Origin of the sequence: Nonomuraea sp. GTA35 (assembly GCF_041950525.1) — a bacterium.
Classification (GTDB): Bacteria; Actinomycetota; Actinomycetes; order Streptosporangiales; family Streptosporangiaceae; genus Nonomuraea.
The window spans coordinates 17,683-40,549 of record NZ_JBGNUV010000030.1; the positions used below are offsets into that span (position 1 = coordinate 17,683).

At 71.3% G+C, this 22,867-nt stretch carries 23 protein-coding genes; 10 read left to right on the forward strand and 13 right to left on the reverse strand.

Going from position 1 to position 22,867, the window contains the following annotated elements; all coding sequences use genetic code 11:
• Positions 1-71: 71 nt before the first annotated feature.
• The 4 genes from ACBJ32_RS57480 to ACBJ32_RS57495 are packed head-to-tail and all read right to left on the reverse strand — an operon-like array spanning position 72 to position 4,036.
• Entirely contained in the window at positions 72-407 is a 336-nt protein-coding gene (locus ACBJ32_RS57480) for a DUF4387 domain-containing protein (RefSeq protein WP_357885872.1), read from the reverse strand.
• Positions 400-1,782 (reverse strand): acyclic terpene utilization AtuA family protein, encoded by a 1,383-nt coding sequence (locus tag ACBJ32_RS57485; RefSeq protein ID WP_375134064.1) that lies wholly within the window; start codon positions 1,780-1,782, stop codon positions 400-402. Before ACBJ32_RS57485 ends, ACBJ32_RS57480 begins: the two co-directional genes overlap by 8 nt.
• Before the next feature lie 23 nt (positions 1,783-1,805).
• Positions 1,806-2,741 carry an NAD(P)-dependent oxidoreductase gene (locus ACBJ32_RS57490; RefSeq protein WP_375134065.1) on the reverse strand — a complete coding sequence of 312 codons (936 nt, stop codon included), beginning with the start codon at positions 2,739-2,741 and terminating at the stop codon, positions 1,806-1,808.
• An 11-nt stretch (positions 2,742-2,752) separates the two neighbouring features.
• Entirely contained in the window at positions 2,753-4,036 is a 1,284-nt protein-coding gene (locus ACBJ32_RS57495; protein WP_375134066.1) for an MFS transporter, read from the reverse strand.
• 109 nt (positions 4,037-4,145) lie between these two features.
• On the opposite strand from ACBJ32_RS57495, the gene ACBJ32_RS57500 reads away from it, so the two are divergent.
• Positions 4,146-4,889 (forward strand): GntR family transcriptional regulator, encoded by a 744-nt coding sequence (locus tag ACBJ32_RS57500; protein ID WP_375134067.1) that lies wholly within the window; start codon positions 4,146-4,148, stop codon positions 4,887-4,889.
• A gap of 98 nt (positions 4,890-4,987) precedes the next feature.
• Here the strand turns inward: ACBJ32_RS57500 and ACBJ32_RS57505 are convergent, their stop codons facing one another.
• The gene (locus ACBJ32_RS57505) at positions 4,988-6,076 is read right to left on the reverse strand and encodes a tartrate dehydrogenase (protein ID WP_375134068.1); all 1,089 of its coding nucleotides are present in this window, start codon (positions 6,074-6,076) and stop codon (positions 4,988-4,990) included.
• 154 nt (positions 6,077-6,230) lie between these two features.
• Between ACBJ32_RS57505 and ACBJ32_RS57510 the strand changes: the two genes are divergently transcribed.
• On the forward strand, positions 6,231-7,178 hold the full coding sequence (locus ACBJ32_RS57510) for a LysR family transcriptional regulator (RefSeq protein ID WP_375134069.1): 948 nt from the start codon (positions 6,231-6,233) through the stop codon (positions 7,176-7,178).
• 67 nt (positions 7,179-7,245) lie between these two features.
• Here ACBJ32_RS57510 and ACBJ32_RS57515 read toward each other — a convergent pair whose 3' ends face one another.
• Positions 7,246-7,638: an STAS domain-containing protein gene (locus ACBJ32_RS57515; protein ID WP_375134070.1), complete on the reverse strand. Its 393-nt coding sequence runs from the start codon at positions 7,636-7,638 to the stop codon at positions 7,246-7,248.
• A 357-nt stretch (positions 7,639-7,995) separates the two neighbouring features.
• Here ACBJ32_RS57515 and ACBJ32_RS57520 point away from each other — a divergent pair, with 357 nt between their 5' ends.
• The 3 genes from ACBJ32_RS57520 to ACBJ32_RS57530 all read left to right on the forward strand — a co-directional run bounded on the left by ACBJ32_RS57520 (position 7,996) and on the right by ACBJ32_RS57530 (position 10,184).
• Positions 7,996-8,283: a HesB/IscA family protein gene (locus tag ACBJ32_RS57520; protein WP_375134071.1), complete on the forward strand. Its 288-nt coding sequence runs from the start codon at positions 7,996-7,998 to the stop codon at positions 8,281-8,283.
• 110 nt (positions 8,284-8,393) lie between these two features.
• The gene (locus tag ACBJ32_RS57525; RefSeq protein ID WP_375134072.1) at positions 8,394-9,326 is read left to right on the forward strand and encodes a hypothetical protein; all 933 of its coding nucleotides are present in this window, start codon (positions 8,394-8,396) and stop codon (positions 9,324-9,326) included.
• Positions 9,327-9,500: 174 nt separating this feature from the next.
• Positions 9,501-10,184 carry a CBS domain-containing protein gene (locus ACBJ32_RS57530; RefSeq protein WP_375134073.1) on the forward strand — a complete coding sequence of 228 codons (684 nt, stop codon included), beginning with the start codon at positions 9,501-9,503 and terminating at the stop codon, positions 10,182-10,184.
• A gap of 68 nt (positions 10,185-10,252) precedes the next feature.
• Here ACBJ32_RS57530 and ACBJ32_RS57535 read toward each other — a convergent pair whose 3' ends face one another.
• The 3 genes from ACBJ32_RS57535 to ACBJ32_RS57545 form a co-directional block, all read right to left on the reverse strand.
• Positions 10,253-10,675: an STAS domain-containing protein gene (locus tag ACBJ32_RS57535; RefSeq protein WP_375134074.1), complete on the reverse strand. Its 423-nt coding sequence runs from the start codon at positions 10,673-10,675 to the stop codon at positions 10,253-10,255.
• A 218-nt stretch (positions 10,676-10,893) separates the two neighbouring features.
• Positions 10,894-11,424, reverse strand: a complete 531-nt coding sequence (locus ACBJ32_RS57540; protein ID WP_375134075.1) for a hypothetical protein — start codon at positions 11,422-11,424, stop codon at positions 10,894-10,896.
• 254 nt (positions 11,425-11,678) lie between these two features.
• Positions 11,679-12,137: a GNAT family N-acetyltransferase gene (locus tag ACBJ32_RS57545; RefSeq protein ID WP_357885846.1), complete on the reverse strand. Its 459-nt coding sequence runs from the start codon at positions 12,135-12,137 to the stop codon at positions 11,679-11,681.
• Positions 12,138-12,302: 165 nt separating this feature from the next.
• On the opposite strand from ACBJ32_RS57545, the gene ACBJ32_RS57550 reads away from it, so the two are divergent.
• The 4 genes from ACBJ32_RS57550 to ACBJ32_RS57565 all read left to right on the forward strand — a co-directional run bounded on the left by ACBJ32_RS57550 (position 12,303) and on the right by ACBJ32_RS57565 (position 16,416).
• Positions 12,303-12,629 carry a PadR family transcriptional regulator gene (locus ACBJ32_RS57550; RefSeq protein WP_357885844.1) on the forward strand — a complete coding sequence of 109 codons (327 nt, stop codon included), beginning with the start codon at positions 12,303-12,305 and terminating at the stop codon, positions 12,627-12,629.
• A complete protein-coding gene (locus tag ACBJ32_RS57555) occupies positions 12,626-12,982 on the forward strand; it encodes a DUF1048 domain-containing protein (protein ID WP_375134076.1) in 357 nt (118 codons plus the stop codon). Before ACBJ32_RS57550 ends, ACBJ32_RS57555 begins: the two co-directional genes overlap by 4 nt.
• Position 12,983: 1 nt before the next feature.
• The gene (locus ACBJ32_RS57560; RefSeq protein ID WP_375134077.1) at positions 12,984-13,310 is read left to right on the forward strand and encodes a DUF1048 domain-containing protein; all 327 of its coding nucleotides are present in this window, start codon (positions 12,984-12,986) and stop codon (positions 13,308-13,310) included.
• A gap of 178 nt (positions 13,311-13,488) precedes the next feature.
• Positions 13,489-16,416: an NEW3 domain-containing protein gene (locus ACBJ32_RS57565; protein ID WP_375134078.1), complete on the forward strand. Its 2,928-nt coding sequence runs from the start codon at positions 13,489-13,491 to the stop codon at positions 16,414-16,416.
• A gap of 79 nt (positions 16,417-16,495) precedes the next feature.
• Here ACBJ32_RS57565 and ACBJ32_RS57570 read toward each other — a convergent pair whose 3' ends face one another.
• From ACBJ32_RS57570 to ACBJ32_RS57580, 3 genes are read right to left on the reverse strand one after another with little or no spacing between them, the layout of a single operon-like run.
• Positions 16,496-17,800 (reverse strand): FAD-binding protein, encoded by a 1,305-nt coding sequence (locus ACBJ32_RS57570; RefSeq protein ID WP_375134079.1) that lies wholly within the window; start codon positions 17,798-17,800, stop codon positions 16,496-16,498.
• A gap of 22 nt (positions 17,801-17,822) precedes the next feature.
• The gene (locus tag ACBJ32_RS57575) at positions 17,823-18,527 is read right to left on the reverse strand and encodes an SDR family oxidoreductase (protein ID WP_375134080.1); all 705 of its coding nucleotides are present in this window, start codon (positions 18,525-18,527) and stop codon (positions 17,823-17,825) included.
• A complete protein-coding gene (locus ACBJ32_RS57580; protein ID WP_375134081.1) occupies positions 18,521-18,973 on the reverse strand; it encodes a carboxymuconolactone decarboxylase family protein in 453 nt (150 codons plus the stop codon). The genes ACBJ32_RS57575 and ACBJ32_RS57580 overlap by 7 nt, the downstream gene beginning before the upstream one ends.
• 144 nt (positions 18,974-19,117) lie before the next feature.
• Between ACBJ32_RS57580 and ACBJ32_RS57585 the strand changes: the two genes are divergently transcribed.
• Positions 19,118-21,988 carry a BTAD domain-containing putative transcriptional regulator gene (locus tag ACBJ32_RS57585; protein ID WP_375134082.1) on the forward strand — a complete coding sequence of 957 codons (2,871 nt, stop codon included), beginning with the start codon at positions 19,118-19,120 and terminating at the stop codon, positions 21,986-21,988.
• A gap of 155 nt (positions 21,989-22,143) precedes the next feature.
• On the opposite strand, the gene ACBJ32_RS57590 is transcribed toward ACBJ32_RS57585, so the two are convergent.
• Complete coding sequence (locus tag ACBJ32_RS57590) at positions 22,144-22,842, reverse strand: MarR family transcriptional regulator (protein WP_375134083.1); 699 nt, start codon at positions 22,840-22,842, stop codon at positions 22,144-22,146.
• Positions 22,843-22,867: the final 25 nt, after the last annotated feature.

Sequence of the window (22,867 nt, forward strand, 5' to 3'; positions counted from 1 at the left end):
TTGCCGGACCTGTGGATCGCAGGGTCGCCGCGGTCGTGCAAGCGCGCCGCAGCCGCCCGGAGCCCCGGTCGTCAGCGATCGCGGCCGGCCGGCCGCTTGATCGGCATACGCGCGAGCGGGACGTGGTGCTGGCCGGCGTGCATGTCGCGGTCCCGGAGCGATCCCTGGCTGACGGGACGCGGAAAGGAGATCTTCACGACGTTCAGCGAGGGGATCCGGAACAGCTGGACCGTGCTCTCCTCGACCCGGTAGAGCTCGGCGATCACGCGTTCGTTCAGGAAGGACTCGTCCGCGGCGATCCGGTACCCTTCGGCGTCGCGCATGAAGAGCTCCATGGTGACCCAGAACGGGCCGGCGTTCTTGGACCGGACCTCGTGGGCGAGGTCCGCCAGGGTGGTCTCAGGCATCCGCGTTCTCCCCCATCTCGATGCGGAACAGGCTCGTCGGGTCGGCGCAGTCGACGACGTGGTTCAGCACGAACTCGTACGCCGCGCCGCGCTCGACCTCGGCCGGCGAGGACGCGAACGCGAGGCTCGGCAGGTAGTGCATCGCCGGCGTCGGCAGGTGCAGCATCAGCGGGTTGGCGACCTTGGCGATCGCCGTGGCCGTCGCCTGGTCGGGCGCGTTGACCAGCAGCATCACGCCCACTTCCCGCGGCGGCCCGCTCTCGGGCTCGAGGTCGTCCAGCACCCCGTTGTGGCCGTAGAGGCGCAGGTCGAAGGCGTACTCGTCGTCGTCCAGCTCCAGCGTCTGGCCCACCCGCTGCGTGATCATCGTGCGCATCAGGTCCGCCCAGGCGTCGATGTCGGCGAGGATGAGCGGGTCCCTGATCGCGGTGAACGACATGGTCTCGTAGCCGGTGATCCGGGCGCCTTCCAGCTTGATCGTGTACTGGTCGGCGACGTGGAACCTCGACCCCTCGACGCGGACGATCCGGTCGTCGACCGCGGTGTACCGCGCGTCCCGGACGTCGAGGGTGCCGTCGGGCTCGCGCATCTCGAACGGGTTCGCGGTCTCGTAGAGCATGTGGGCGGCCACCGAGATCGGCGTGCACGACACCGCGGGGTCGAGCGGTTCGATGGTGAAGCCGTCGGCGTCGATGGTGGCCAGGACCCCGCCCGCGCGCGGGTTGCCGGTGCACTGACCGCCGCACTCGACGATCTTGGCGGCGTGCCACGCCGGCCCGGCGGGCATGCCCTTCATGAGCGGGTAGGCGGCGGCCACCGCCGTGTCGGTGGCCCGGCCGGCGAGCACGACCTGGGCACCGGCACGGAGCGCCGCGACGATCGGTTCGTGGCCCATCGCGCCGACGATGTGGGTGCAGCTCTCGAGGGTCTCCGGCCGCAGCGGCCCCAGCGGTGGCAGCGGGTGGATCCGGCCCGCGCCGAGCAGCTCCTTCAACTCCGCGGCGTCCTGCTCGCTGTAGATCCGGGCGACCTTCAGGTCCAGGCCCTCCTCCGCCATCACCTCGGCCGCGATCCCGGCGACCCAGTCGACGCCGCTGTCGGTCCCGCTCGTACCGCAGGAGCCCACGATCACGGGTATGCCCGCGCCGGACGCGGCCGTCAGCAGGCTGCGCAGGTCGCGCGCCACCGCCTGGGCCGTCGTCTTGGGGGTCGCGGAGCCCAGGTAGTAGGGGCCGGAGTCCGTCGACCCGGCGTCGATGCTGATGACGTCGGCACCCAGGGCGATGCCGCGCTCGATCGTCGCGTGGTCCCAGCCGGCGCCGAGCATGCCGCTCGGCGACAGGACCCGGACCGGCTTGACGGGTTCGCTGTCCATGTCCCTCTTTCTTTCTCTCCGTGTCAGTTCACCGGGAACTGTGCTCGGCCTTCGAGCGCCGCCACGAGTTCCTCGGCCCCTCTGCGCCCTGCGGCGGCTCGTGCCTCGGCGGTCTGCCCGGCCAGATGGGAGTAGACGACGATGCCGTCCACGCCGCGCAGCGGGCTGTCCGGCGCAAGCGGCTCCTCGCTCACGACGTCGAGCGCGGCGCCCGCGATCTCTCCCGCCCGCACGGCCGCGACGAGCGCGTCCTCGTCCACGATGGCGCCACGCGCGGTGTTGACCAGCAGCGCTGTCGGCTTCATCCGCTTGAACGCCGACTCGCCGAGCAGGCCTCGGGTCCGTTCCGTGAGCGCGGTGTGCACCGAGACGTGGTCGGCGGTGGCCAGCAGCTCGGGCAGATCGACGAACCGGACCGAGGGGTCGCTCCGCAACCGCGCCGGCACGCCGGTGGTGCAGACCACGCTCATGCCGAAGGCGCGAGCCAGCGGCACCACCGCCCGCGCCGACGCGCCGTAGCCGATGAGCCCGAGGGTCGATCCGCGCAGTTCGCGTCCGTCCTCACGCGGCCAGGCGCCCCGCGCCACCCCGTGTGCGGACTGCACGAGACGCCGGGCGCCGGCGAGCAGCAGGCCCATGGTGTACTCGGCGACGGCGTTGGCGTTGATGCCGGGCAGGTTGCTCACGCTGATCCCCAGCCGGGCCGCGGCGGCGACGTCGACCGAGTCGTAGCCCACGCCTGTCCGCACGATGACCCTCAGCCTCGGCGCGCGGGCGAGGACGTCGGCCGTCAGCGGTTCGTTGGCCACCAGCGCGGCGTCGATCCCGGCCAGCGCCGCCACGAGGTGCTCGGGATCGCGCCGGCCGATCATGGGCAGGTGCACGGTCTCCAGCCCGGAGCGTCTCAGGAACTCGTCGACCTCGTCGCCGGGGCGGAGGTAGTCCGTGGTGATCAGCACGCGGGTCGCCGTCACAGCACACGTCCGGAGGAAGAGCGTCGTTGCAGGGCACTGACCCGGGCGACCGCCAGCACGGCGACGACCGCGATGACCGAGGCGTGGATCAGCAACAGGGACCAGCTCGTCAGGTCGACCATGGCGCCGACCACCGCCGGCCCGAGGAAGCCGCCGCCCACCCATCCGACGGTGTAGAGACCGGTGTAGGTGCCGACCACGCCGTCGGAGGGGGCGAGGTTCCACAGCACGACGACCGCGTTGACCAGGAACGAGGACGCACCCGCCGCCGCGACGCACAGGCCGGCCACGGCACCGGCCGGCGTCTGCACCACGGTGCCGAGCACCAGGCCGGCGGCGAACACCGCCATCCCGGCCATCATCACGCGCAGCCGGCCGAAGCGCTCCGCGAGCATCGCCACCGGGTACGCCGCCACGATGAAGGCCACTCCGCTGGGCAGGGCCAGCCCGCCCGCATCGCCGCGGGACAGGCCCAGCACCTCCATGCCGTACGGCGTGACGAGCGCCCGGGAGGCGGCCCACGCACCGCCGAACAGGAGAATGGACGCGATGAGCCATAACCTGCTGCGGTCCGGATCCCGCACGATGTCGAGCACGATGTCCCGCACCCGTACCCGCGCCCGCACGCCCGCTGACGTCGTCGCCCGCCGCTCGCGGTCCTCCACGAGCGCCGCCTGGTAGGCCGGGGACCGGCTGTCCCGCAGCTTCGTGGCGAGCACGACCATGGAGGCCACCATCAGGACCGCGGGAATCGCGAACGACAACCTCGGGAAGTCGTCGATCAGGAAGATGCTGATCAGCGCCGCGGCCATCACCGTGAGGCTCGACGCGATCTTGACCACCGCGTTGGCCCGGCTCCGGCGCTGCGGCGGGATGAAGTCCGGGAGCAGGGACTCGGCGACGGGCTTGAACGAGTTCGCGACCAGCGCGTAGGCGAACATCACCAGGACCAGCAGGGGCAGCGCGGCCGCGGCGTGCGGGATGGCGAGGAACAGCAGCGCCGCCAGCGGCATCCCGACGACGAGGTACGGGATGCGTCTTCCCCACGAGGTACGGGTGTTGTCCGACCGGTTGCCCATCCACGGCTGGATGAAGATGCCGAGCAGGTTGTCCATCCCCATGAGCAGCCCGACAAGAGCGGCACTGCCGATGTGCTCGCGCAGCAAAGGCGGTACCTGCGAGTCGTAGAGGTTCCACGTCGACTCCTGAGCGAAGACCGCCAGGGAAACGAAGAACGTGATCCGTCCCGCATGCGTGCGCTGCCCGCTCGTCGTCGACATGGGGCACCTTCCCTTCACCTGCCGTTGTGGCCGGCACCACGCTACGGTTGCTATAGCAAATCGGTCAAGCATTGCAAGCTACTTTTGCCATGGCAGATAGGCTGCTCGTATGGTGGATGAGACGTTGAAGGGCCTCACGGCCAGCACCCTGGCCGACCGCGCGTACCGCGCCATACGGGACGCGATCACGATCGGAGAGCTGCGTCCCGGCCAGAAGGTCACCGAACGGGGGCTCGCCGAGCGGCTGTCGGTCAGCCCGACGCCGGTGCGCGAGGCCATCCGGCGCCTGGAGCAGGACGGCCTGCTCGAACGGACCGGACCGAGGACGGTGCAGGTGGCCACGTTCGGCGACGTCGCGATCCAGGACCTCGCCGAGGTCGAGGTGGCCCTGCGCGGGATGGTGGCCCGCTTCGCCGCCCGGCACGCGTCCCCGGAGCAACTGGACCAGCTCGACGCCATCCTCGACGAGGCCGACGACCTGCTGATCCTCATCAAGCAGCGGCACAAGGCCGGCCAGGAGCTGTCGCGGCACCTCGGCCGGCTGCTCGACGCCATGCAGCGCTTCAACGAGGTCGTCGAGTCCTGCGCCGGCAACCCGGTCCTCGTGCGGCTGCTCGACCAGACCCGGGTGTTCTCGTGGCCGGAGCGCCGGGCCAGGCTGATCGAACGGATCGGCCGCGACGCCGAGTTCGGCCTGCACCGCTACACGAGCCATCGTGCGCTCGTCCGGGCGTTGCGGGCGCGTGACTCGGCAGCGGCCGAGGCACTCGTGATCGAGGACGCCCGCGGCGGGCTCGGGGACCTGCTCGCCGCGCCCACGACACCGGCGACGGCCTCCATCGCCCCGTCCTGAAGGGCCATGCCCGGCTCCCTGGGGTCAGGGCGCGAGATCGACGAGGAGTGTCAGGACGGCGTCACGACGCCGTGGTGACCTTCGGCTGCCCGGCCGCGTCAGGCGGACGCCCCGGCCGCGATCCCGGCCGCGATCGCCGCGCCGAGAGCCGCGGTCGTCCCGGAGCCGCCGAGGTCGGGGGTGAGCACCTCCGGTCGCTCGTCGAGCACGCTCTCGATCGCGGCCACGATCCGCGCCGCCGCGGCGGGCTCCCCCAGGTGGTCGAGCATCATGGCGCCGCTCCAGATCTGGCCGACCGGGTTGGCGATGCCGCGTCCGGCGATGTCGGGGGCCGAGCCGTGCACCGGCTCGAACAGGCTCGGCCAGGTGCGGTCGGGGTTGATGTTGGCGCTGGGGGCGATCCCGATCGTCCCCGCGCACGCCGGCCCGAGGTCGGAGAGGATGTCCCCGAAGAGGTTGCTGGCGACGACGACGTCGTACTGCTCGGGGCGCAGGACGAACTTGGCCGCGAGGATGTCGATGTGGTCCTTGTCCGCGGTCACGTCCGGGTACCGCTCCGCCATCAAGGCCGCGCGCTCGTCCCAGTACGGCATCGTGATGGAGATGCCGTTGCTCTTGGTCGCCCACGTCAGGTGCTTGCGTGGCCGCGAGCCGGCCAGCTCGAACGCGTACCGCAGCACCCGGTCCACCCCGGTCCGGGTCATCACGGTCTCCTGCACGACCGTCTCGCGGTCGGTGCCCTCGAAGATCCGGCCCCCGATGCTCGAGTACTCGCCCTCGGTGTTCTCGCGGACGACCAGGAAGTCGATGTCGCCCGGCCCGCGGTCACGCAGCGGGCTGCGCACCCCGCGCAGCAGCCGGACCGGCCGCAGGTTGACGTACTGGTCGAACTCACGGCGGAACTTCAGGAGGCTGCCCCACAGCGACACGTGGTCGGGCACGGTCTCGGGCCACCCGACCGCGCCGAAGAAGATCGCGTCGAAGCCGCCGAGCACCTCCTTCCAGTCCGGCGGCAGCATCTCGCCGTGCCGGACCCAGTAGTCGGCGCAGGCGAACCCGAACTCGACGGTCTCCAGCTCGAACCCGTGGATCTCCGCGGCGGCCCGCAGGCACCGCAGCCCTTCCGGGACGACCTCACGCCCGATGCCGTCGCCCGGGATGACAGCGATGCGGTAACGGTGGGACACAGGCGCTCCTCCGGCCTCGTCGACAGTGCACGCGCCCGGCGCGGGCGCGCCTCCACCTTCGTCGGCGGGGCACGCCACAACAAGGATGCCCGGGGCAACCTATCCTTTCGCTCATGGAAAAACGTCCGCTTCGCGCCCGCTGCGGTGCGACGCGATGACCACCTCGATGGACGACCTCAGCTTCTTCCGGGTCGTCGCCTCCAGCGAAACGCTCACGGCGGCCGCCCGCGAGCTGGACTGCTCCCTGCCTGTCGTCAGCAAGCGCCTCAGCGCCCTGGAACGCCGGCTCGACGTGCGCCTGGTGCACCGGGGCACGCGCCGGCTCGCGCTGACCTCCGAGGGGGAGGTCTACGCCGCGCGCCTGGAGACGATCCTCGACCAGGTCCGCGAGCTCGAGGACCTGGTCACCCATCGTTCCGGCGATCTGCGGGGCCCCGTCGTGGTCCAGGCGACCCTGGGCCTCGGACGCGCGCACGTGGCGCCGCTGCTCGGCGAGTTCGCCGCCCGGCATCCCCGGCTCGGCATCCAGCTCCGCACGACGGCGCTGCCCCTGCGGCCGCACCGGCGCGAGTTCGACGTGGCCGTCCACGTCGGAACGCCGCCGGACTCCTCGCTGCGGATGCGCCGGCTGGCGCAGAACCGTCGAGTTCCCTGCGCCGCGCCGTCCTACCTGGAACGGAGCGGAACGCCCGAACGGGTGGAGGACCTGGCCGAGCACGACTGCATCGTGCTCCGCGAGAACGAGGGCGACTTCGCCCTGTGGCGCTTCGGTGACGCCGGGAACCCGCGCCAGATACGCGTGCACGGCCGCCTGTCCAGCAACGACGGGGACATCGTGACCGGCTGGGCGCTGCAGGGCCGCGGGGTGATCATGCGCTCGGAGTGGCAGGTCCGGCCGCACCTGGAGAGCGGCGCCCTGGTGCGCGTGCTGCCCGGGGTACCGACACCGCCTGCCGACATCTACGCACTCCTGCCGGACGATGTCCACGTGCCCCGTCGGGTCGGCGATCTGGTCGACCATCTGGCCGCACGCCTGCCGGACCGGATCACCGGCGCCCGCCTCGCCGTGGACGGCATGGCCGCACGGCCACCCGGTTCCTAGGTTGCCTGCCGTGGACACCCAGTTCCGGACGTCGTGCCCCACGGCATCGACACGCACGACCTGCCGATCACTCACGGTTCTGGAGCCCTCTCCGCATCCCGTTCAGCCGAGCGGATGCGGATGCCGGGACCGGGGAGCCGCCGCGGTCCCGGCCTGGCGGTGCCAGGTCCTGGTCGGGCAGGACGGCCCGCAGCACCAGCGCCGCCGGAGCGCTGGGACCGACCAGCGTGAGGTTCCCGCCCAGCGAGCGGGCCAGCCTGCGCGCCCGCAGCACGGCGGCGGCGCCGCGCGAGTCCATGAAGGTCACGCGCCGCAGGTCCACGCTGAGCCGCGGGCCGCGCTGCCGGATCACCGTGGCGAGGAATTCGTACAGATCATCAGCGGTGAGCAGATCGACCTCGCCGCCCACGCAGACGACGGGTGCGCCTGCGGACAGGCTGACACTGAGATCCAGTCTCATGAAGGGTTCCTAGCTGGGTGCACGCCCAGCGCTCTGATGCGCCGAGTCCCCTCCCGTACCCTCGGCAAGCCGCCTGAACCGTCTTCTCACTTCTCACCGCTCCCGCAGTGAGGCCGCTAGCCGCGTGAGCTCCGGCCCGCCCGGGCGTGCACCGGTGACCGCGGTGTCGGCACTCCACGGGGTGACGCATGCGCCGGGATTCAGCGGGTGGCAACGCGGACAGCGCGCCGTAATTGACACCATTTGCCCCTTATTGGGGTTATTGGCTGGCCCAGCGCGGGCACGCCTCCCATCGGGCATCGGAGCGGGCGACCGCTCCATGCCGGCCAAGGAGTCCGCCAAGCTCGAGGAGTTGCCGTGCTCACGCTGACCGCCGACGCGGTCGCGGCGATACGCGATCTGACCACACAACCGGAAACCCCGCCGGACACCGGGCTGCGCATCGCAGCCTCCTCCACCAACGGCTCCGGCAGATCTCTCGAGCTGTCGGTCTCGGGTGGCCCGCACCCCAACGATCAGATAATCGAGGCGGAAGGCGTACGGGTGTACCTCGAATCGACCGCCGCCTCATTCCTGGACGACAAGACGCTCGACGCGGAGATCGATGACGACCGGCCGTCCTTCCGGATCATCTCCCCGCCCTAGAAGTCACGGCTCTCCGGCGGGGTTACGACGGACGGCTGGGCCGCCGATCCCACGTCATCCTCGGGCTCCGGTGCCGTTGCGCGGGCCCGCGCGTGGCTAGGATGCCGCGCATGCGTCGTCCCCTCGCCCACCAGGTGGCCGTCGGCCTGCTCGCCGTCCTCTGGCTCGGTCTCGTCGGTGGCATCGTGCTCGTCTGGGGGAGCGATGCAGCCCCCTTCGAGATCTTCGCGGGGGTGTTCTGGAGTTCGGTCTGGTATTTCTGGCTTGCCCGGGTCTGGCTGGGCGGGCCGATGGCCATCGGGCTGATGCGCAAGGCGCTCCTCGCGATCTGCCCGATCCTGATCGCCGGCTCCGCCCTGGCCATCGGGATCAGCGGTGGCGAGGTGTACCCGTCGCAGCTGATCGGGCTTGCGGCCGCGCTGTGCGGGGTCGCCGGCGGGGTACTGCTCGGCCGCGAGGAGGTCAAGCGGTGGAGCCGGTCCGCCGCCGCGGTGAAGGTGCTCCGCCAGCCGCCCGACGGAACCGCCTTCGACCTGCGGGCCGCCTCGCTCAGGCAGAGCAGGGGCATGTTCGGCTGCCTGCTGATCATCGTAGCCGCGGTCGTCCTGATCGTGGTCGGCGTCATCGGCGCGATGCTGCCCGAGGACCGGGGGGTGAACGCCCCGGACTACATCGCCTTCATGGTCGGCGTGGTGCTGGTGGTGGTCATCGGCATCGCCGGATATATCTGGATAAATCTGCGAGCGAAGGCCATGGGCGTCCTGGCCGTCACCCAACGGGGCCTCAACGACCACCCCTGGTCGAGGCTCCGCTCGGTCGCCCTGTCCCACGTCGGCGAAGCAGTGATCGTGGACGGCGTCCACAGGTACCCGGGGGCGCGGCTCGACCTGTCCCTCTACGACGAGCCGGACGAGCACCACCTCGCTCTGCCCAGCGACGCCGTCCTGCACGGCTCGATCGCGGCAGCGCTGGCGACGCACGCCCCCGACGGCGTGTTCCTGGGCTGGGTCCAGCGGACCGGCGGAACGCGTCCGGTCCGCTGAGTTCCCCGAGGGTCGCCGAGCCGGGGATGCGGCCTCCAGGTGGGCAAGCGGATCAAAGCTTGCCCGTGCCGCACGGCGAGCGGACCGCCCCACGAGCATGCCGACCACATCGCCGACGTGCTCGCCCGTACCGTGCCCGGCGTCGTCCGGGTCGAGCACCTGTAGGAGATCACCATGAGAGCCCTCGTCGAGAACGTGATGACCACCGACGTGGCCGCCGTCAACGAGAAGGCGTCCTTCCACACCGTGGCCGAGCTGCTCATCAACCGGGGCGTCAGCGGGGTTCCCGTGCTGGACGACGACAACCGCGTGCTGGGCGTCGTGTCCGAGGCCGACCTGCTGGCCAAGGAGGAGTTCAAGGAGCGCTACTACGGCGACGGCTACCGGCCGCCGCTGCGCGCCCGCATCCGCCACAGCGCCGGCAGCGAGGGCAGCGGCTACCGCAAGTCGCTCGGCGAGACCGCCGGCGCGCTCATGACCAGCCCCGCCCACGTCACCACCCCCGACGCTTCGGTCGTGTCGGCCGCCCGGCTGATGGACCGCTACGGCGTCAAGCGCCTGCCCGTGGTCGACGCCGACGGCCGCCTGGCCGGCATCGTCAGCCGCCGCGACCTCATCAAGGTCTTCCTGCGCCTGGACGAGGAGATCGAGCGGGAGGTGCGCGAGGCCCTGCACGGCAAGGCCGACGTCGCCGTGGCCGACGCCGTCGTCACGCTGAGCGGCACGTACGCCGAGCGCAGCCAGGCCGTCACCGCCGTCCGCCTGGCGGAGAGCATCGACGGCGTCGTGGCCGTGCACGACGAGCTCGGCTGGAAGCACGACGACATCGCCGACCTGCCCGTCTGGGGCGGAGCATGACCTCGGCACGGGCGCAACAGATCGCGCCCGGCGGCTGGTGTCCTGTCCGCGTCGCGGAACGTGGCTCCTCAGGCCGGCTGTGCAGGGGGTGTCCAGTCGTGGCCGAGGGCACGGTGAACGGCCTCGGCCACGCTGGGATGGATGTTCAGCAGCGGCCACACGCCGGTGACCTGGAGCAGCCGTGCCGAGATGCCGTGAACGCCCGCCAGGTGCAGGGCCGTGCCGCCTTCGCGCAAGGCGGCGTGGAGGTTCTCCAAGGCACGCAGACCGTTGCTGTCCATGAAGGTCAGCAAGCCGAGGTCGAGCACCACCGGTTCGCCCGGCGACATCTGCCGGGCGACGTACCTCTCCAGGTGGCCCGCGTTGGTCATGTCCACCTCGCCGATCACGATGATCAGCACTCCGCCGTCCAGACGTTTGCACTCAAGGGTGAGGGGCGTCGAGGCGGGCTCCAGCTTGTCGCCAGGTCGGTAAGGGGTGTGAACGTGCATGGCGTCCTTCTCGGGCACGGAGGGCTTGGCGGACTTCTCCTCTTCTGAAGCATGTTGCCGGAATTATGATACCGGAAGATTCCTTCGCATAACCGTGCGCGCGGGCTCCGTCCGCGAGACTTTCTCACCCGATGGACGCGGGTCACCAGCCGTGACTGATCCCGGACGAACGAAGACCCGCCCGCCCTGGGGGCCGGGCGGGCGGGTGGCCGGGGCGGCTACTTGAGCCACGGGGTGCGCTGGACGATGGGCAGGTTGCCGAGTCCGAGGGTGGTGCCGGCGCCGGTGAGGGCCAGGCCGATGAGGACGATCGCGTAGATGAGGTGGTCGTCCATGAAGGGGTTGGTGGTCAGGGGCAGCTCGGCCGCCCACATCAGGAGCAGCATCGCGGTGCCGGCGCCGGCGGCGATGCGGGTGCCGATGCCGAGCACGAGCGCCAGGCCGACTCCGGCCAGGCCGGCCATGAACAGCCAGTCCACCCACGCCTGCCCGGCCAGGCCGGTGAAGAAGCCGCCGAGGGCGTGCTCGCCGGTGCCCTTGAGGAAGCCGGTCGTCGGGCTGCCGCCGTTGATCCAGGCCTTGGCCGCCGGGGTGGCGAAGCCGAAGCCGAAGGTCTTGTCCAGGAAGGCCCAGAGGAAGACCCAGCCGATCGAGATCCGGGCGACGGCCCAGACGTAGTCGGCCGGCGTCCTGTGCTCCGCCTTGCCCGCGCTGGTGTGCATCACAGGCTTGTCGATGGTGGTGGCCATGGCGGGCCTGCCTTTCCTGTCCTGTCGTACGTCCTGGTCTCACCTCCATCACACCGGCTGCGGCCGCCGGCGCTCAGTGCCGTACGGCCCGGGGGGCAGGGACCTTGGTCCTCTCGGCCGACCCGCTCCGCTGCCTCGCGCTTCCGCGGCTACTCCGCTTGGGGTGGGTGGCCCTCTTGCCTCGGCACAGATCCGGGAGACCGTCTTCGGCCACCGAGCGAGGGCGATCGGCGGTCGTCACAGGACTTTCGTCCCTAACCTGCCGGGTAGCCGTATTGCGCGATCCACAGACCGGGGATCACCTCGACCTCGGCGCGCAGGCCGAACCCGAGCCGCTCGTACAGCGCACGGGCCGGTGCGTTGTCCCGCCCGGTGGACACCACGATCCGGCGCTCCCCCGCTCTGGCCATGACCTCCTCGACCAGAGTCCGGCCGATCCCGCGCCGCAGCACAGCAGGGTGGACGATCAGGCGATTGATGTCCACCTCGGCGGGCGTCTCCTCCCAGGCCACCGCCCCCGCCAGCCGGTCACCCTCGACCATCGCGCCCAGCCACGACAGCGGTTGGGCGCGCAGGTCGTCCAGGCTCTCGTGCAGGGGCGGGATCCGGTCGTCCTTGATGAGCTCGGCCTCGATCGCGTAGGAGGCACGCTGCAAGGCGAGCAACTGCGAGCCGAGCGGATCCTCGGCCGGGGAGACTTCGGTGATCAGCATCGCACCAGTATGGCGGGCGCCATCGTCACTGCGTTCGACCCGGCACGGACGTCCCCGCCGGGCGGTCCGTGCGCTCGCCGGCCATGTTGTGGACCACTACTATGTGATACCGTGTAGCAGTACTCGGTGCTACAGAGTACTAGGAGAAACCGAAGAGGACCCACGATGGACGACCTGACGGAGATGCTGAAGGGCACGCTCGAAGGCTGCGTGCTCGAGATCATCGGCAGCGAGGAGACCTACGGGTACGCCATCACGCGCCGGCTGAACGAACTCGGCTTCGCCGATGTCGTCGAGGGGACGGTGTACACCATCCTGCTGCGGCTGGAGAAGAACGGGCTCGTCCAGGTGACGAAGCGACCCTCCGAGCAGGGCCCGCCACGCAAGTTCTACACGCTCAACGACGCGGGGCGCGACCGACTCGCGACGTTCTGGGCGAAATGGGAGTACGTCTCATCACGGATCGACAAGCTCAAGGAGGGCGGGAGATGAACTTCTGGGACACCATCACAGGCAACGATCTCACCAGGGAATGGAAGGCGTTCGAAGCCCGGGCCCAGGAATTGCCGGCCGACCACCGGGCGGCGTGGGAACAGATCAAGGCGCATCTCTTTCTCTACGGGGATTTCACCGGCCGGAACCTGATGCCGATTCTGGACGGTGCTCTGGGGCTGCTCGAGGAGACGGCGGCCGATGGGCAGAGCATTCACGAGGTGCTGGGTGACGACATCGCGGGCTTCTGCGCGGCGCTGGCCGGCGGAGAAGGGGCCCGGAGCTTTCGCGACCGGTGGCGCGAGCAGTTGAACAGGAACGTCGCCAGGAAATTGAGCCGGCTAGGAGGCTGACGTGGGCATCCGGGACATCATCGAGGGCAAGAAGCAGTGGCGGGCGCACCTGGCACGGGTCAAGGCGCTCCCGCCGGACTACCAGATCGTCTACAAGGAGATGCAGAGGTACTTCTTCAAGGTCGGGCCGGTCGGACTGACTGACGGGTCCCTGCTCCCGGGGATCCTCGATTTCTTCGAGGAAGGCGTCGCGGCCGGCAAGGGGGTCCTGGAACTCATCGGCGACGACGTCGCGGCCTTCGCCGACGACCTGATCAAGGACTCACGCACCTACGCGGACATCTATCAGGAGTCCATCAGCGGGAAGCCCGGCAAGGCAGGGAAATAGCACCCGTCGATCCGGCCTGTACCGCGGCAAGGGCTCGACGCACGGTGAGCACGCTGACTATCAAGCTCGGCCCGTCCATCCCGACCGGCGGCCGGCGATTGAGTACGCCCTACTCATGCGCCGCCCCCACCCGCCCTCCACCCTGTAGGCCCAGCAGCACCGACGCAGGGAGCGGAAGATGGGCAACCGGGCACGATGGGGCAGGGCGGTGGTCGCCGCCGCGCTGGTGGTGGCGGGCACGGCGATGGGCACGGTGGCGGGCGCGCTGGCCCTGCCCGCCGAGTACGGCGGAGCACCGGCGGCCGAGGCGCGCACCGGCGCTCCGGCCACGCAGGAGGTGGTCCTGCGCATCATGTCGGTCGAGTGCGCGTCGGCCTGCGACGGCACGGGCATCGAGAGCTCGGGGATGGGCAAGCCCGACTTCTACGCCGCCCTGTACATCGGCGACAAGTCGATGACCACCCCCATCGTCGAGGACACGGCGCAGGTGTTCGTCCCGGAGGGCTGGACGTTGAAGGCCCAGGTGCCGACCTCCTTACCCTCGGTCGGCCTCGCCGTCCGCATCCTGGAGGACGATCCGTCCTCGGATCCCAACGGTGACGACGAGGCCGACGCCTCACGCAGGAGCGGCGACACCGCGGCCCGCTTCACGCTCGACCTGGTCGACGGGTCGCTGTCGGGCGACCTCACCGACCCGGTGGGATGCACGACGGGCGGCGGGGACGGGCATCCCGTCCAGGTCTGCTACAACGTCCAGCCCTACTCCTTCCAGGACGGCGACAACGACGGCTTCACCGACTACGCCGAGCACCGCGGCCTGGACTTCGACGACGACGGCACCATTGACCTGCACCTCGAGCAGTGGGCCGATCCGCGGCGGCGCGACCTCTTCGTCGAGATCGACTGGATGGCCGGCCTCAAGCCCCAGCCGGGCGTGCTGGCCGCCGTCGAGGGCGTGTTCGACAAGGCCCTGGTCACGAACCAGGCGACGGGAGCGCAGGGCCTGGCGTTGCACCTGATCGAGGACGAGGAACTGGCGCACAGCGAGTCGTTGTGGTTCGAGGACCAGCGCTTCCCCGGGGCCGCCGACGACTTCGACGATCTCAAGCTGGGCAGGGCCGACCGGACCTGCACGCACGGCGGCGAGGACGGTCACTTCGGCACCCCCGCCGACCGCGCCGGCCCGCAGTGCGACCAGATCCTGCTGTTCAAGCGGCTGCACTTCCGCTACGGCATCTTCATCAACGGCCTGGGCCCGGCGAGTGTGCCGGGGCCCGGCGGCACCATGGTGCCCAACACCGTCTCCGGCCGGGCCGAACTGCACGACCGGGGCGGCAACGACTTCGTCGTCTCGCTCGGCCGGCTCGCCGCGGCGGAGGACCTGAACAGGTTCGGCGGCCGGGACGACGCCGAGCAGGCCACGCTCCTGCACGAGCTGGGGCACACCTTCGGGCTCGGGCACGGGGGGCGTACCGACAACGGCAGCGTGGACAACGTCAACTGCAAGCCCCACTACCTGAGCGTCATGAACTATCCGCATCAGTTCGCCACCGCGGCCTCGCTTCCCGCCGACCAGCACCTCGACCCGAACCGTCCGCTGGACTTCCAGCGGCTGGGCAACGTCCAGACGCTCAACGAGGCGGCGCTGGACGAGACCACGGCGCCGGGCGTGTCCGGCGCGGGCTCGCGGCGCATCATCTGGGGCGGCAACGGCGCCGGCCGCTGGGTCCACGCCCCCGCCAACGAGCGCCTCAACTGGAAGGTGGACTTCCTGCCCGACGGCAAGGCGAAGCTGGAGCCGTCGGTCGCGGTCGACCTCAACCACCTGACCAACTTCGACGGATGCGACGACCCCTCACCCGGGCAGATGCTGGCCAGCAACCCCGACTGGGACCGGCTGGTCTACAACTTCAGCAACAGCCCCTACTTCTCCGACGGCGTGCACGGGCCCGCCCCCGACGAGATCGACGCCGTGGACCTGCGCGGGCTGGCGGCGGCCGACCTCAGCGTGGCCAAGACCGTGGACAAGCGTGACGCCGTGCCGGGAGACGAGCTCACCTACACGATCACCGCGGAGAACGCCGGACCCGGCACCGCCACGGCCGTCTCCCTCACGGACAACCCGCCCACGGGCCCGGACGTCACGCGCGACCTTCCCAACCTGCCCGCCGGGCAACGCGCGCAGGAGAGCCTCACGGCCACGGTCCCGTGCACCGTCACCGACGGACAGGTGCTGACCAACCGCGTGACGGTCACCGGCCGCGACTCCTCCGGCAGGGCCGAACCCGAATGGATGCTGGGGAACAACTCCGCCACCGCCACCACCACCGCCCACGTGCCCGGCATGGAAGTCGAGGTGAACGGGACGAGCGAGGCCGGCGCGGGCGAGGCGCTCACCTACACCGTCGCCTACCGCAACACCGGCTCCGCCCCGGCCACAGGGGTGGCCGTGGAGATCGAGGCACCGGACGGGGTCTCGCCGCGCACGCTGCGCCACGACGTGGGAACCGTCGCCCCCGGCGCGTCGGGAACCGCGCGGTTCACCGTCCGCACGAGCCTGCTGACCGTCGGCGGGACCGCGGTCACGGTGCGGGCCTCGGCCGGGTACGGCGGCGCGGGCGGCTGCGTCTACCCCGCCGCCACCACCACGGCCACCACCACGGCCACCGAGCAGCCGCCCAGCCGCGACCCCCGCCCGCCCACGGTGTGGCTGCTGCACAGCGGCCAGTGGCCGGCCGAGCTGCTGGCCCGGGTGCAGGCCACCGACACCCGCTTCGACGGCGCCGACGGCTCGGCCCCCGACGGGGTGTTGTCGGCGGCCGAGGTCCGCAGGGTGCTCCTGCTGCCGGTGGCGCCGTCCGCCCTGCTGCGGGCCGAACTGCTGGCGGTCTACCTGAACCTGGGCGATCGGCGCTTCAACGCCTCGACCAGGATCGAGTCGCTGACCGCCGAGCAACTGGGGACCACGACCGTGGGCGCCGCCGCCAGGCACGCGCAGGCGACGCTGGAACTGCCGGCGACCCCGGCCCACCTGCTGCGCTACACCACGGCACACGTCCTGCTGACCTCGATCAACCTCAACGTCAGCCCGCGCTACGACCGGTGACGTACCGGCGGTAGCTGAACTCGCAGGCGCCCGCGCCCCGTGCGCGGGCGCCTGCGGCACGTCGGCTGACCGCGCTCCTTCAGTCCAGGACAGGGAAGTTGGCGCGGAACGTGCCGTAGGGGTCGTGGTGGCGCTTGGTCTCGCGCAGCCGGGCCAGGGTGCCGGCGGGGAAGGCCTGGGCGGCGTTCTCCCCCGGCGCGAGGAACGTGTACGGCTTGCGCCCGCTGACCGCCTGGCCCAGCGCCTCGACCAGGGCGGCCTGCTTGCCCTGCACGGCGTCGGCCAGGTGGGGCAGCCGCAGGCCGAGCAGGTAGAGCAGGTACGGCTCGGCCAGCGGCCCGCCCGCGCCGCCGGCGGGATCGGCCTCGGCCAGCGCCCCGCCCAGATGCCGGACCTGCAGGTTCAGCAGGGGCGCGAGGTCGGCGCCGCTGAGCGTCTCCAGCGTCGCCGCGTCCAGGCCGGTCAGCAACTCGGTGCGGGCCAGCATGGGGCTCGGCTCGACCGGCTCGGCCGCGATCGTGCCCAGGTCGGCGAGGTCCATCAGGCCGCGGCTGTCGGAGAGGCTGCCGCCGATCTCGTCGAAGGCGGCCAGGAGCGCCTTGGCCTCGGCCTCGTCGCCGAGGTAGGTCACGTCCACGGAGACCATCGGCGGGGCGGGCGGCGGCGGGGCCGTCCGGTTGATCCACACCGACAGCTCGCGCGGAGCGTCCGCGGTGATCTGGCGGAAGGCGTCGAACACCGCGCCTGCGCGGGCCGCGGGCCAGACGATCCGGCCGCCGTACACGCTGGGCGCCGGGTACAGCGCCAGCTCGATCGAGGTGATCAGCGCGTAGTCGCCGCCGCCGCCGCGCAACGCCCAGAACAGCTCGCTGTCGGAGTCGCCGGTGACCCGCACCTGCCTGCCGTCGGCGTCGACGATCTCGAAGGCACGTACCGAGTCGGCGGCCCAGCCTTGGCTGCGGCTGAACCACGAGATCCCACCACCGGCGACGAACCCGGCCACCGTCACCGCCGAGCTGCTGCCGGCCGGCCCGGTGAGCCCGTACGCGCCGGTCTCGGCCAGCAGCCGGCCCCACCGCACCCCGGCGCCGACCCGGGCGATGCGCGCCCGCGCGTCGATTTCCACCCGGTCCAGGCGGCCGGTGCGCAGGAGGATCACACCTTGCACGTCGCCCGACGCGCCATGGCCCGACGGCTGGGCGGCGACCGTCAGCCCCGCTTCGCGGGCGTACCGCACCAGCGCAGCCACGTCGGCGGCGTCCTCGGCCTCCACCACGGCCGCCACCGGCTGGTGGACGCCCACCGCCCACGGGCCGGCCGCCTGGTCGAACCCGTCCTCGCCGGGGAGCAGCACGCGCCCCCGGACGGCGTTACGCAGATCCATGACTGTTGTCTCCTTCGGGATTTCACCAGGGAAGGGGGCCTTCGTGCCGGACGAAGGTGGCGGTGGGGCCGTCGGCGTCCAGCAGGGCCATGGCCACGATGGGCGCGGCGCCCTCTTCGGGGGTCTTGATGCCTTCGTTGTGGTTGATGTCGGTCTTGACCCAGCCTGGGTCGACCGCGTTGACCTTGATCGGGGTGTCCCACAGCTCCTTGGCGTAGGACGCGGTGATCATGTTCAGGGCGGCCTTGGAGGAGCAGTAGGCCAGGTTGAGCCTCGGCCACAGCGGATGGCCCTGGTCCAGAGAGCCCCCGATCGAGCCGCGCTCGCTGGAGACGTTCACGATGCGACCCGCCGGCGAGCGGCGCAGCAACGGCAGCATCGCGTTGGTGACCTCGATGACGCCGAACACGTTCGTCTCGTAGACCTGGCGGGCCTCCGCGGCCGTGCTCCGGCTCGGCGGTCCGTCCGGGATCATGATCCCGGCATTGTTGATCAGGATGTCGAGCGTGCCGTACTCCTGCTCGATCCACTTCGCCGCGGCACCGACGCTCTCCGCGTCGGTGACGTCGAGCCGCACGTACGGCAGGCCGAGCCGCTCGGCCGCGGCCCGTCCCCGCTCCTCGTCACGCGCACCGACGATCGCGGTGATGCCCTGGCCGGCGAGCTGGCGGGCGATCTCGAAACCGATGCCCTTGTTCGCGCCCGTGACCAGCGCGACCGCTACCATGCCGCACCCGCGATCTGCCGGGTGCCGGCGTTGAGGCGGTTCCACAGATTGATGGTGGAGATGCTCATGATCAGCGCGGCGAGCTCGGTCTCGGAGTAGTGGCCGGCGACCTCGTCCCACAGCTCGTCGCTGACCTGGCCTCCGTCGGCGAGCCGGGTGACCTCCTCGGTCAGCGCCAGCGCGGCGCGCTCGGCCTCGGTGAAGTACGGCGCCTCGCGCCACGCCGCCACGGCGAACAGCCGTTCGTCACTCTCGCCCGCCTTGCGCAGGTCCTTGGCATGCATGTCGACACAGACGCTGCAGCCGTTGATCTGGCTGGCCCGCAGCAGCACCAGATCCGTGGTGATTTTGGACAGCCCGGCCTGCTCGGTGGCCTTGGCGAGATCCATGAGCGCCTTCATGGCGCCGGGCAGGACCAGAGCGGGGTTCTTCATTCGTGCCTGCATGGGGGTTCTCTCCTCATGAGCGGTGATCGCTTGATGTGACCAGCATGGGGAGGACCGTTGATACGTTCGCGATGCGCTTGCGATGCATGGTCGATGTGTCGGCTGTTGCCTTTGGTGCTATTGAGATAAATGTAGGATTCGTAGGTGAATGTGCGGTTTGCGATCCTGGGTCCGGTCGAGGTGTCCACCGGCGGCCGATCGCTTCCTGCTCTGGCGCCTCGTCACCGCGCGTTCCTGGCCTACTTCCTGTTGCACGCCGGCGTCGTGCTGAGCGTCGAGCGGCTGACCGACGCGATGTGGGGGCCGACGCCGCCGGACACCGCCCGTGCGCAGGTGCACGCCGCGTTGACGGCGATGCGGCGCACGCTGCGTGCGGCGGACGCGGCCCACCTGGTCCAGACCCGGCCGGCCGGATACGTGATCACCCCGGCGGCTGGGCAGCTCGATCTGCAGGAGTTCGCGACGCTCGTGGCCGAGGCGGAGTCCGGGCCGGCCGCTGCCGGACAGCCGCTGCGCCAGGCGCTCGCCCTGTGGCGCGGACCGGCCTTCGCCGGCGTCCAGGCCCATTTCGTCGAGAGCGCCAGGGCACGGCTGGAGGATCGGCGGCTGGGCGCGGTCGAACGACTGATGGAGCTCGAACTCGCCGCCGGAAGGCACGCCGAGCTCCTCGACCCGTTGGCTGCCGAGCTGACCGCGCATCCCTTGCGGGAGAAGCTGGCCGGGCAGCTGATGCTGGCCCTGCATCGCGCCGGGCGCCAGGCGGACGCGCTGGCCGTCGGCCGTGACTACCGCCGCAGGCTGGCCGACGAGCAGGGGCTGGACCCCGGCCATGCCTTCCTGTCCGTGGAGGAGACCGTCCTGCGCGGCGAGCCGCCCGCTGCTACCCGGATCCGGCCCGCGGAGACCGGATCGCCCGTAGTTGCCGGGATGCAGCCCGCGGAGGCCGAGCCGCCCGCGGCTGCCCGGATCCAGCCCGCGGAGGCCGAGCCGCCCGCCGCCGCGGCCAGGCCGGTGGCGGCCTTCCTGCCCTACGACGTCGCCGACTTCGCCGGCCGCGCCGTCCAGGTGGAGGAGCTGTGCCGGCCCGCCTCCCCGACGGTGACGATCTCCGTGATCGACGGCATGGCCGGCATCGGCAAGACGGCACTGGCCGTCCATGCCGCGCACCGCCTCGCCGAACGCTATCCCGACGGTCAGCTCTTCCTCGACCTGCACGCCCACACAGCGGGCCAGCGGCCGCTCGAGGCCGCGGAGGCGCTGGAGGTGCTGCTGCGGCAGCTCGGCGTGCCGACCGAGCGCGTCCCCGCGTCCATGACCGAAAGGGCCGCGCTGTGGCGAGCCGAGCTGGCCGGCCGCCGGGTGCTGCTGGTGCTGGACAACGCCGCCGACGCCGCCCAGGTCCGGCCCCTGCTGCCGGGCGTCTCGAACAGCCTGGTGCTCATCACCAGCCGCCAGCGGCTCACCGATCTGGACGGCGCGCGGTCCGTGTCCATGGACGTGCTGCCGCTACCCGACGCCGTCGCGCTTTTCACCGGCATCGTGGGCGAGCGCGCGTCGGCCGAGCCGGAGGCGGTCGCCGAGGTCCTGCTGCTGTGCGGGTTCCTGCCGCTGGCCGTACGCATCGCCGCCACCCGCCTGCGGCACCGCCCGCGCTGGAGCGTGGCCCACCTGGCCGAACGCCTGCGTGACGAGCGCCGCAGACTCACCGAGCTGGCCACCTCGGAACGCGGCGTGGCGGCGGCGTTCACCCTGTCGTATCGTCAGCTCACCACCGGCCAGCAGCAGGTGTTCCGCCTGCTCGGGCTGCATCCCGGCCGCGACATCGAACCCCACGCGGCCGCCGCGCTGGCCGATCTCCCCGTGGAGCGCGCCGAGGAGCTGCTGGAGGAGCTGCTGGACGCGCACATGCTCCAGCAGCGCGCCTTCGGCCGTTACGTCTTCCACGACCTGCTGCGCCGGTACGCCGCGCAGCTCGCGGCCGAACAGGAGCCGCCGGACCTCACCCACGCAGCGATGACCCGGCTGCTCGGCCATCAGCTGACCACAGCGTCGGACGCCATGGACCTGCTCTACCCCGACAGCGCCCACCGGCGGCCACGCATCGAGCGATCGGCGTGCCCGCCGGCGCCTCTCCATGACGCGTCGCGGGCGCTGGCCTGGCTGGACGCCGAACGAGCCAATCTCGTCCTGGCCGCCGACCGCGACCCAGCGCACACCGGCCTGCTGGCCACCACGCTGTACCGCTACCTCTACGACCACGCCCTCCACGACGATGCTCTCACCCTGTACGGCAAGGCCCTGGACGCCGCCCGGTGCCGCGAGGATCCGGCCGGCGAAGGGCGGGCGTTGACCGATCTCGGCTGGGTGCACCAGGTGCAGGGCAGCCATGACGCCGCCCGCGAGCACTTCGAGCGGGCGCTGGCCGCTTGCCTTGAGGCTGAAGACCTGCGAGGCCAGGCCCGGGCGCTGGTCGGCCTGGGCCGGGTGAGCACGGACGAAGGCGACCACGACCGGGCCAAGCAGGCGAACCTGCGCGCCCTTGAGCTGTTCCGCCACTTCGGCGACCGGTTCGGCGAGGCCGTGACGCTGGACTACCTCGGCATCGTCCACGAGCGGCTCGGCCAGTACGCGCAGGCGGCCGACCTGCATCGCCAGGCGCTGGAGCTGTCCCGGGAGATCGGCAGCCGGGGCGGCGAGGCCGACGCCCTGGACAATCTCGGGGTGGCCTGCACCCGCCTGGGCCTGTACGAAGAGGCCCGCGACCGCCACAAGCAGGCGCTGGAGCTGTATCGGCGCTTCGGCTACCGGCGAGGCGAGGCCAAGGCACTCAACAGTCTGGCCGAGATCGCGGCGACCACGGGCGACCCCGGCCAGGCCGTACGCCTGCACACCGCCGCTCTCGATCTGGCCGTGGAGCTGAGCAACCGCAGCGAGGAAGGGCGTGCCCGCCAGGCCATCGCCCGGCTCCTGTCCACGCCGGAGACCTTCGCACGGGCGTCCCGCTCGGGAGCGTGATCAGCCTGGTCCGTTGTGACCAGCGGTCCGCCGGCGGTGCGGGCGGACCGGGCGGCGACTCCGAGGACGCCCAAGGTGATCATCGGGCGGCTGCGGCGAGGGCGCCCAGCGCGTGCGGGCGCGGGTCGGCACATAGGGCTGCCCATGCACGCTGTTCAGGTGCGGCCGGGTGTCTGCCTGGCGGCGTATGCCTCGCGCCACTGCTCTGCTGCTTGCAGCATGGTGTTGCTGACGTGGTCGAAGAAGTCGCCGATGTCCCGTAGCCGGATTCCGGCGGGTGTGGTGGTTCCCAGCGTGGCTGCTCCCTGGCGGGCGACGGTGGCCAGCTGCGTGTTCTGGCGGGCGCTGGCCATCCAGCCGCGGAACCAGGCGTCGGCGTCGATGACGTACCGGTCGCGCCGCCGGCGGGGGTCGCGTTCGCGGCGGATCAGTTCCTGACGTTCGAGTTCGCCGATGGCCTTGGAGATGGAGGCTGGGCTGACCTGCAGCTTGCGGGTGAGCTCGGCTGCGGTGAGGCTGCCGCTGTCGGTGAGGTAGAGGCTGGCGAGGACGCGGGCGGTCATCCGCGACAGCCCGGTGTTGATCATGACTGCGGTGAACTGCTCCTCCAGGTCCGTGACCGATTTACGGTCGGGTCTCCCGGAGGCCGGCGAACGCCTGCGGGCGCGGTCCCGGGTGGCCTGGTGCGCCTGGTCGGCCCGGTAGCCATCGGGGCCGCCGTTGCGGGCCACCTCTCGCGTGACGGTGGACAGCGGCCGGTTCAGGCGAGCGGCGATCTCGGTCCGGGTCAGTCCTTCGGCCAGCCCCTCGGCGATCAGCCGGCGCTCTTCGTGGGTCAGCCTGCCTCCGGGCATGGGCGGCACCTTCCTGGTCATGCGC